At 65.4% G+C, this 8667-nt stretch carries 11 protein-coding genes; 5 read left to right on the top strand and 6 right to left on the bottom strand.

Features of this window, described 5'->3' with window-relative positions; genetic code table 11:
- The 3 genes from EN738_RS25355 to EN738_RS25365 form a co-directional block, all read left to right on the top strand.
- Window positions 1-511, top strand: a 511-nt coding sequence (locus EN738_RS25355) for a glycine cleavage T C-terminal barrel domain-containing protein (RefSeq protein WP_281034328.1), incomplete at its 5' end; no start/stop codon positions are given.
- The gene (locus tag EN738_RS25360) at window positions 504-1082 is read left to right on the top strand and encodes a sarcosine oxidase subunit gamma (protein WP_127286099.1); all 579 of its coding nucleotides are present in this window, start codon (window positions 504-506) and stop codon (window positions 1080-1082) included. The genes EN738_RS25355 and EN738_RS25360, both read left to right, overlap by 8 nt.
- A gap of 60 nt (window positions 1083-1142) precedes the next feature.
- A complete protein-coding gene (locus EN738_RS25365; RefSeq protein ID WP_127286100.1) occupies window positions 1143-1364 on the top strand; it encodes a hypothetical protein in 222 nt (73 codons plus the stop codon).
- Window positions 1365-1433: 69 nt separating this feature from the next.
- On the opposite strand, the gene EN738_RS25370 is transcribed toward EN738_RS25365, so the two are convergent.
- The 6 genes from EN738_RS25370 to EN738_RS25395 form a co-directional block, all read right to left on the bottom strand.
- Entirely contained in the window at window positions 1434-1679 is a 246-nt protein-coding gene (locus tag EN738_RS25370; protein WP_127286101.1) for a DUF680 domain-containing protein, read from the bottom strand.
- Between the two features lie 219 nt (window positions 1680-1898).
- Window positions 1899-2543 carry a TetR/AcrR family transcriptional regulator gene (locus EN738_RS25375; RefSeq protein ID WP_127286102.1) on the bottom strand — a complete coding sequence of 215 codons (645 nt, stop codon included), beginning with the start codon at window positions 2541-2543 and terminating at the stop codon, window positions 1899-1901.
- A gap of 147 nt (window positions 2544-2690) precedes the next feature.
- Window positions 2691-3467 carry an SDR family oxidoreductase gene (locus EN738_RS25380; protein WP_127286103.1) on the bottom strand — a complete coding sequence of 259 codons (777 nt, stop codon included), beginning with the start codon at window positions 3465-3467 and terminating at the stop codon, window positions 2691-2693.
- A gap of 18 nt (window positions 3468-3485) precedes the next feature.
- Entirely contained in the window at window positions 3486-4520 is a 1035-nt protein-coding gene (locus EN738_RS25385; protein WP_127286104.1) for a phosphotransferase, read from the bottom strand.
- The gene (locus EN738_RS25390) at window positions 4517-5041 is read right to left on the bottom strand and encodes a MaoC family dehydratase (RefSeq protein WP_281015710.1); all 525 of its coding nucleotides are present in this window, start codon (window positions 5039-5041) and stop codon (window positions 4517-4519) included. The genes EN738_RS25385 and EN738_RS25390 overlap by 4 nt, the downstream gene beginning before the upstream one ends.
- A complete protein-coding gene (locus EN738_RS25395) occupies window positions 5042-5857 on the bottom strand; it encodes an SDR family oxidoreductase (RefSeq protein WP_127286106.1) in 816 nt (271 codons plus the stop codon).
- Window positions 5858-5987: 130 nt separating this feature from the next.
- Here EN738_RS25395 and EN738_RS25400 point away from each other — a divergent pair, with 130 nt between their 5' ends.
- Both EN738_RS25400 and EN738_RS25405 read left to right on the top strand, forming a co-directional pair.
- On the top strand, window positions 5988-7229 hold the full coding sequence (locus EN738_RS25400) for an acyl-CoA dehydrogenase family protein (RefSeq protein ID WP_127286107.1): 1242 nt from the start codon (window positions 5988-5990) through the stop codon (window positions 7227-7229).
- A 50-nt stretch (window positions 7230-7279) separates the two neighbouring features.
- Complete coding sequence (locus EN738_RS25405) at window positions 7280-8317, top strand: zinc-binding dehydrogenase (protein ID WP_127286108.1); 1038 nt, start codon at window positions 7280-7282, stop codon at window positions 8315-8317.
- Window positions 8318-8667: the final 350 nt, after the last annotated feature.

An 8667-nucleotide genomic window follows, 5' to 3' on the forward strand; every position in this document is an offset into this window, starting at 1 on the left:
CTGGGAGGCGCTGTGGGCCGAGGGCCAGAAGCATGGCGCCTGCGCCTACGGCACCGAGTCCATGCACGTGCTGCGCGCCGAGAAGGGCTACATCATCGTCGGCCAGGACACCGACGGCACGGTGACGCCGAACGATGCAGCCCTTGACTGGGCGGTCGGCAAGAAGAAGACCGACTTCGTCGGCATCCGTGGCCTGATGCGGCCGGACCTTGTCGCCAAGGGCCGCAAGCAGCTCGTCGGCCTCAAGACCAAGGACCCCAAGGTGGTGCTGGAAGAGGGCGCGCAGATCGTCGAGGATCCTGGCCAAGCGATCCCGATGAAGATGATCGGCCACGTCACCTCCAGCTACTGGTCGGAGAATTGCGGCCGTTCGATCGCGCTGGCGCTGGTCGCCGGCGGACGCGACCGCATGGGCAAGACGCTCTATGTGCCGATGCCGAACGGGACGATCGAGGTGGAAGTCACCGGCATGGTGTTCTTCGACGAGAAGGGGGAGCGCCTCAATGGCTAAGGCTGCCGCAAAGACAACCGCTGCGGGCTCGTCGGCCGAGCGCCGTCCGGCGCTGGCCGGGCGCACGACAGAGGCGAAGGGCGTCACGCTCGCCGTGCTGGCGCCGGCCGAGCGCATTTCGGTGCGCGCGCCGGAGGCTTCGCTGACCGTGCTTTCGAAGGCGCTCGGCGTGAGCTTGCCGACAAAGCCGAAGACCTCGGCGGCCAAGGCCGGGCGCACGGCGCTCTGGCTCGGACCGGACGAATGGCTGGTGATCGACGAGGCGGGCAAGGATCCGCTCGCCGACTGCGCCAAGGTGACGGCGCTGCATTCGGCGGTTGGCATCTCGCACCGCAACGTCGCGTTTTCCGTCACCGGCCCGGCGGCCGCCGTGACCGTCAACTCCGGCTGCCCGCAGGATCTCTCTCTTGACGCGTTCCCGGTCGGGGCGGCTTCGCGCACCATCCTCGGCAAGGCCGAGATCGTGCTGCTGCGCACGGCGGCGGATGCCTTCCGGGTCGAATGCTGGCGTTCGTTCTCGGACTATGTCTTTACTCTGCTGTCGGAAGCGGCGAGCGACGCGGCGAACTGAGCCATAGGAACCATCGACGCCCCGATCCGTTTTGCGGCAGCGTGTCGAGGGAGAATGCCGATGCCGTCGAAATCCGCGCCTAGGCCGCCCAGGAAGACGGCGGCAGTCCGCTCGCTCGAGCACGAACGAACACACGAGGTCGAGGAAGAGGAACTCGAGGAAGGTCTCGAGGACACGTTCCCGGCCAGCGATCCGGTGTCGATCACCTCGACCTCCATTCCGGGCGGCCCCGCAAGACCTGGCAAGGCCAAGACGGTGCCAGGGCGCAAGCCACGCAGGTAAGAAGGCCAGCAAAAAGGGCGGTCAGGATATCCTGCCGCCCTTTGAGTATTTCGTGGCGTTCGAACCGCCTTAGAACGTGCTGGGCACGATCCACGGATCGATTTCGATGCCCAGACGCTGGCCCTTGGCGGCGTCGGTCTTGGTCGTCGCGCCGGTCTTTTCGACCGAGCCGGTCGTGCCGCAATCGAGCTTCACATTGGCGTTGGTCTGGACGCAAGCCGCGGCAGGAGCCTGCTTGGCCTGATGGCTGGTGCCGGCGAAAGCGGCGCCCGAGAAAGCCAGGACGGTAGCGAGAGCGAGGATTGTCTTTTTCATCATCTTTCTCCGGTCAATCTTTTTCGTACATGTACGATACGGCGTACATATACGTCCGGAGGAGTGGGAGTTCAAGTGAGAAATTGTACATGTACGGTCAAATTTTCTGAAAATACGAAAATGTCGCACGGCGCGACGCTCGGCCAGATTGGACGGTAAAAACCGGGGGTTCGCTCCTGCGCAATGCCGGCCCAAAACCGCTGGGCGGAATTGCTCCAGTCAGCAGTTGACTGGCGTCTCGGTCAGCGGCGGCACGTCCTGCGTCGAAAGCGAGGCAAGCGTGAAATCGCACATCCGCTTCACGAAAGCCTCCGGGTCGCCGAACGGATAGAACGGAAAGGTGATCAAGAGCGAGATCGTGCCGTGGCCGACCGCCCACAGCATGGTGGCGATGGCGCGCGGGTCGCCCTTGAGCTTGCCGGCGGCGACGCAGGCCTCGACCCTGCTGATCAACACCTTCATCGCCGGATTGCCCTCTTCCATGTCCTCGTAACTGCGGCCTTCCGGCAGCCGGGTCTTTTCGGTCATGAAAACGGTGCGGTATTCGTTGGGATTGCCGAGGCCGAAGGCGGCGTACTCGGTCATCACCGCCTGCAGGGCCTCGATCGGATCGTCGGCGGGGTGCGCCTCGATGCGCCGCGCCAGCGTCTCGAAGGCGTCCTCGGCCAGCGCGAACAGGATGTCCTGCTTGTCGGCGAAGTAGGAATAGACCGACATCGGCGCGTAGCCGACCCGCTTGGCCAGCTTGCGGATGGTCAGGCCCTCATAGCCTTCTTCCTGAACGAGCTTGTGGGCCGCTTCGACCAGTTCGGAGCGCAGCTCTGCTTTCTGTTTTTCGCGGCGTGTCTGGACGCTCAACGGCAAGGTTTGCCTGCCTTCGTTGGTTGGTTGCCTTGTTAAAATATATACGCTGTACGGAAACGAACAAGTGCGTGGCAGGTTCCCCAACGTCCGCCCTAACCCTTTGTTCCAACGCAATTCCGGACGGAAAATCGCTTTGGGCGGCCTGCCCTAGATGGCGCCGATGCCGCCGTCGAGCGCCAGCGCATGGCCGGTCATGAAGGAGTTGGCGGGATCGGCAAGAAACAGGATCCCCGTTGTGATCTCGTCAACCTCGCCGACCCGCTTCATCGGCACGCCGCGCGTGAGTTCGGCAATCGCCTCGGCTTCCGGGGAGCCGCTGGCGCGGACGAAGCCGTCCACCATCGCGGTCCTGGTATGCGCGGGACAGACTGCGTTGATGCGCACACCCTTGGTGGCATATTCGGCAGCGGCCGAGCGCGTCAGCCCGACAACGCCATGCTTGGCGGCGGCATAGACCGACAGCTTGGGCGCGCCGGACAGGGCGGCGACAGAGGCGACGTTGACGATGACGCCGCCCTTGCCGCTTGCCTTGAACTGCCGTTCCATTTGCGGGATCTGATGCTTCATGGCGTAGAAAACGCCGAGCAGGTCGACCTCCAGCACCCGGCGCGCCTCGTCCGACACCACCTGCGGAAGGCGCACGAAGGAATGGACGATGCCGGCATTGTTGACGGCAATGTCGAGCCGGCCGTACTTCTCCACCGCCAGCGCGACGAGATCCTCGGAGAGTTTCTCGTCGGCGATGTTGCCGGCGAGGATTGTCGACTCGACATCAAGCGTCGCGGCGAAATCGCGTAGCGCAGCCTCGTCGAGATCCGATAGGACCAGCCGCGCACCTTCGGCGGCGAAGGCGTTTGCCGCGCCGCGGCCGAGGCCGCCGGTCGCACCGGTGATCAGCACGGTCGCTCCATCGAAACGGCCCATCGCTCAGTTCTCCCAATGTCAAACCTTGTTGTCGATCAGGTCTACCGCGAGCGCGGCAAGCAGTTTTACCGCCTCGCCATAGGTCCTGGCCTTTTCCGGATTGGAGGCGTTGCCGTCCAGCGCGCGGCGGTAGACGCCCTGGCAAATCGCTGCCAGGCGGAAGAAGGAGAAGGCGAGGAAGAAACTCCAGTTGCCGATGCCGGCAATCTCGCGCCGCTGGCAATAGGCGTCGACATAGGCTTCCTCGGATGGCAGGCCAAGCCTAGCGCGGTCGACGCCACCGAGGCCGCGAAAGCCCGATGCATGCGGCAGGCGCCATTGCATGCATTGATAGGCGATGTCGGCGAAGGGGTGGCCGAGCGTCGACAGCTCCCAGTCGAGCACCGCAATCACTTGCGGCTCGCTGGCCGCGAAGATCATGTTGTCCAGCCGGTAGTCGCCATGCACCAGCGAGACGCGGCCATCATCGGCCGGCATGTGCGTCTCCAGCCAGGCGATCAGCCGGTCCATATCCGCCACCTTGCCGGTTTCGGAGGCGCGGTATTGGCTGGTCCAGCGGCCGAACTGGCGTTCGAAATAGCTGCCGGACTTGCCGAAATCCACAAGCCCGACAGCTTCGACGTCGACATCGTGCAAGGCGGCCAGCGTTGCGTTCATGGCATCGTAGATGGCGGCGCGATCCTCGTTCCCGGATGCCTCCGGCAGCGACGGGTCCCAGAAGATGCGGCCGTCGAGGAACTCCATGACATAGAACATGCGGCCGATGGGCGAGTCCTCGCCGGACAGGTGCAGCATGCGCGGCACCGGCACGGCGGTGGCGGCAAGCGCCTTCATCACCCGGAACTCGCGATCGACCTGATGCGCGGATTTCAGCAACTGGCCCGGCGGCTTGGCGCGCAGCACGTAGCGGCCGCTTGCCGCGGTCAGAAGATAGGTCGGGTTCGATTGTCCGGACTTGAACTTCTCGATGGCGGAAAGCCCGCCAAAACCCGGGATATGCGCCTCGAGATAGGGCGCAAGCGCCGCCTGATCGAGCGCGTTCAGGTCGTTCATGCGGTCTCGGGCTGGCGCTCGATCAGCGTCAGGGTCAGCCAGCGCGCGGTCAGCGCCGGCTTCTTCGAGCCCTCGATCTCGATGGTCACGTCATGCGCCGTCTGCACCCAGCCCGAGGGCCTGACCTTGACGTCGGCGAGCACGAAACGGGTGCGGATGCGCGCGCCGGTCTTTACCGGCGCCAAAAAGCGCAGCGAATCGAAGCCGTGGTTGACGCCCATCTTGCTGTTTTCGAGCGGCGGCATGGTCTCGAAGGTCATCGCCGAGAGCAGCGACAGCGACAGGAAGCCATGCGCGATGGTGCCGCCGAACGGCGTCTCGCGGCTGGCGCGGTCCGGATCGCAGTGGATGAACTGGTGGTCGTCGGTGGCGTCGGCGAACTGGTCGATCATGCGCTGCGTGACCACGCGCCAGGGCGACACGCCGACTTCCTTGCCGACGCTGGCCAGAAGCACATCGAGACTGATCGGTTCCACGCTGATGTCCTCCACTTCACCCCCGCCGGCGTTCCGGTCGGACATTCATTCCTTGAACAGGGTCAGCCCATGCTGCACCGACTGGCCGCCGTCGATCGGCAGGATGGCGCCGGTGACATAGCTGCCCGCACGGCTGCACAAATAGAGCGTTGCGCCGGCAATGTCATCCGGCATGCCGATGCGGCCGATCGGAACATGGCCGCCGACATGTTTCGCCTGTTCCTCGGTTCCGGTGGCAAAGGCGGTCATCCGGCTCTGGAAGGGACCGGGGGCGAAGGCGTTGACGGTGATGCGGCGGGCAGCCAACTCGATCGCCAGCGTGCGCGTCAGGTGATGAACCGCGGCCTTGGAGGCGGTGTAGGAATAGGCATCATCGGCAAGCGGCTGCGTGCCCATCACCGAACCCAGATTGATCACCCGGGCCGGATCCGTCTCGCTGGCGGCGGCGTCGAGCAGCGGCAGCAGCTCGCGCGTCAGATGGAAGACAGCGGTGACGTTGACGCCGAACACCTTGGCCCAGGCGTGGTAGGGGAACTCTTCCAGCGGCGCCCCCCAGGAGATGCCCGCATTGTTGACCAGAATGTGCAGCCGCTCCGTCCGCGCCTTTACCTCGGCGACGAGCGCGGCGATGCCGGCTTCGCTGGAGACGTCGCCGGCAAAGCCCTCGGCATGCCCCGGGCCGCCGAGGGCGTTGATTTCGCTCGCGACCTTGATGCAGTCCTCGCCCTTGCGGGAGGCGATCATGACGCTGGCGCCGGCCCTGACCAGGGCGGTCGCCGCCATGCGGCCGATGCCGGTCGCGGCACCCGTGACCAGCGCGGTCTTGCCGGCGACTGAGAACAGCTCGTCCAGATAGCTCATGGCGCTCCTCCGCAATCTCGCCGCAGGCCGAGGCCAAGGGACTCGCCTGGGGACTCGCGTTGACAAGGCTAGCCGAAGTACGGTCATCCTTGCCACGGGTAAAGAGGCATCTCCGAAAGGATCGGAAGCGATGGCGGACATGAATCTCGGCATGACCGAGCGGCTGAAGCCGATCCACGCGCGCGTCGCGGCGATGGTGCGCGACGAGATCGCGCCGCTCGGCGAGGAGTTCCTGGCCGAGATCGGCAAGGACGGCGACCGCTGGGTCTACACGGCGCGGCAGACCGAAATCCTCGAGGGCCTCAAGAAGACCGCCCGGGAACGCGGGCTGTGGAACTTCTGGCTGACCGGTTCCGAGCGCGGCTATGGCCTCTCCACGGTCGAATACGCCTATCTGGCGGAGGAGATGGGCAAGGCGCATCTGGGAGCCGAGACCTTCAACTGCTCGGCGCCCGACACCGGCAATATGGAGGTGCTGGAGCGCTACGGCTCGGCGGAGCACAAGCAACAATGGCTGGAGCCGCTGCTCGACGGCAGGATCCGCTCGGCCTATCTGATGACCGAGCCGGACGTCGCCTCCTCCGACGCCACCAACATTTCGATGCGCTGCGAGCGGCGCGGCGACGATTATGTGCTCAACGGCGAGAAATGGTGGGCGTCCGGCGCCGGCGATCCGCGCTGCGCCATCTACATCGTGATGGTCAGGACAGGTTCCGACGATGACCCTCGGCATCGCCAACATTCGATGATCCTGGTGCCTTCCGATGCCAAGGGCGTGACCAATCTCAGGGCCATGCAGGTCTATGGCGACGACGATGCGCCACACGGCCACATGCATCTCAGGTTCGACAATGTGGTCGTGCCGGCGTCGAACCTGATCCTCGGCGAGGGCAGGGGCTTCGAGATCGCGCAGGGGCGGCTGGGACCGGGCCGCATCCATCACTGCATGCGCGCCATCGGCCAGGCCGAGATGGCGCTGGAGATGCTGTGCCAGCGCTCGGTGCGCCGCGAGGCCTTCGGCCAGCCCCTGGCGAAACTCGGCGCCAATTTCGACACCATCGCCGAATGCCGCATGGAGATCGAGATGGCGAGGCTGCTCTGCCTCAAGGCGGCATGGATGATCGACCAGGGCGACGCCCGCGCCGCCGCGCCCTGGATCAGCCAGATCAAGGTCGTGGCGCCGCGCGTCGCGCTCAAAGTCACCGACGAGGCGGTGCAGATGTTCGGCGCGCAAGGCATCAGCCAGGACACGCCGCTGGCGCGCTTGTGGACACATTTGCGCACGCTGCGCCTCGCCGACGGGCCCGACGCCGTGCACCGCCGGCAGGTGGCGCGAACCGAGCTGAAGAAATACACGCAGGAGAAGGTCTGAGCGCGAGGCTTGGCCAGTCACTGCTCTGCGACAAGCAAGGAGTATCCCCGATGACCCTCCCATCGGAAATGAAGGCGCTGCTGCTGACCGGCGACGGCTACACCAAGACGCCATCGGGCAGCGCGCTTGAGACGATGGACCCCTATCTCGAGCAAGGCACGATCGCGGTGCCGACACCCGGACCGAGCCAGGTGCTGATCAAGGTCAGCCTGGCCTCGATCAACCCGTCCGACGTCGCCTTCATCAAGGGCCAGTACGGCCAGCCGCGGGTCAAGGGTCGGCCGGCCGGCTTCGAGGGCGTCGGCATCGTGGCCGCGACCGGCGGCGAGCCCTACGCAACGGGTCTGGCCGGCAAGCGCGTCGCCTTTGCCACCGGCCTGTCGAACTGGGGCGCCTGGGCCGACTATGCGGTCGCGGAAGCGGCGTCCTGCATCCCGCTGCTCGACACGGTGCGCGACGAGGATGCGGCGGCGATGATCGTCAACCCGCTCACCGCGCTCGCCATGTTCGACATCGTCAAGCAGGACGGCGAGAAGGCCTTTATCATGACAGCCGGCGCCAGCCAGCTCTGCAAGCTGATAGCGGGCCTCGCCAAGGAAGAGGGCTACAGGCCGATCGTCACCGTGCGCCGCGACGAGCAGATCGCGCTGCTCAAGGACGTCGGTGCCGCCCATGTGCTCAACGAGAAGGCGCCGGATTTCGAGGCCAGGCTGCGCGAAGTGATAAAGGCAGAGCAGCCGCGCATCTTCCTCGACGCGGTCACCGGGCCGCTGGCCTCGGCCATCTTCAACGCCATGCCGAAGCGCTCGCGCTGGATCGTCTATGGCCGGCTCGACGCGGAGCCGACGGTCATCCGCGAGCCCGGCCAGCTGATCTTCCAGCACAAGCATATCGAAGGTTTCTGGCTCGCCGAATGGATGCGCGAGCACCGCGACCGGATGGGTCCGGCGGTCATGGAGGCGCAGAAGCGCTTTTCCGACGGCCGCTGGTCGACGGACGTGACGGCGGTGGTGCCGCTGGAAGAGGCGATCGGCCCCGCGGCGGGGGAGCTCGCCAAACCGAACGGCAAGGTGTTCATCAAGCCGTAGGTTTTCCCTTCTCGCCGTTCACGGGGAGAAGGTGCCCGAAGGGCGGATGAGGGGCGGCGCTGACGGCCGTGATTGGCCGTGCTGCTGGCGTTCGTCGTCATCGATACCAGGCGGCAATCTCGCAAGCTTGGTGCTGCCCCTCACCTGCCTGCCGGCATCCTTGTAACTTGTCCCTTGCCGACTCTGCTATTGCAGCAGGTGCGGTGGCGGACGAGAGACCGGAGAAGCCCGTGGGAGAGCGAGGGTCTTCGTCCGCCGTTCCATCGACCCCGAACAGTCGCCTGGGCCGCAAGCGAAGCCCGATTAGGCAAGGATGGGATAGGATGGAAATCGTTGTTGGCATCGACGTT

This window comes from Mesorhizobium sp. M4B.F.Ca.ET.017.02.2.1, from assembly GCF_003998955.1.
Taxonomy (GTDB): domain Bacteria; phylum Pseudomonadota; class Alphaproteobacteria; order Rhizobiales; family Rhizobiaceae; genus Mesorhizobium; species Mesorhizobium abyssinicae.

Coding starts and splice junctions, on each gene's coding strand:
- EN738_RS25385 (WP_127286104.1), bottom strand. CDS start 4,520: ATGAACGACCTGAACGCGCTCGATCAGGCGGCGCTTGCGCCCTATCTC.
- EN738_RS25395 (WP_127286106.1), bottom strand. CDS start 5,857: ATGAGCTATCTGGACGAGCTGTTCTCAGTCGCCGGCAAGACCGCGCTG.
- EN738_RS25405 (WP_127286108.1), top strand. CDS start 7,280: ATGACCCTCCCATCGGAAATGAAGGCGCTGCTGCTGACCGGCGACGGC.
- EN738_RS25380 (WP_127286103.1), bottom strand. CDS start 3,467: ATGGGCCGTTTCGATGGAGCGACCGTGCTGATCACCGGTGCGACCGGC.
- EN738_RS25390 (WP_281015710.1), bottom strand. CDS start 5,041: ATGTCCGACCGGAACGCCGGCGGGGGTGAAGTGGAGGACATCAGCGTG.
- EN738_RS25360 (WP_127286099.1), top strand. CDS start 504: ATGGCTAAGGCTGCCGCAAAGACAACCGCTGCGGGCTCGTCGGCCGAG.
- EN738_RS25400 (WP_127286107.1), top strand. CDS start 5,988: ATGGCGGACATGAATCTCGGCATGACCGAGCGGCTGAAGCCGATCCAC.
- EN738_RS25365 (WP_127286100.1), top strand. CDS start 1,143: ATGCCGTCGAAATCCGCGCCTAGGCCGCCCAGGAAGACGGCGGCAGTC.
- EN738_RS25370 (WP_127286101.1), bottom strand. CDS start 1,679: ATGAAAAAGACAATCCTCGCTCTCGCTACCGTCCTGGCTTTCTCGGGC.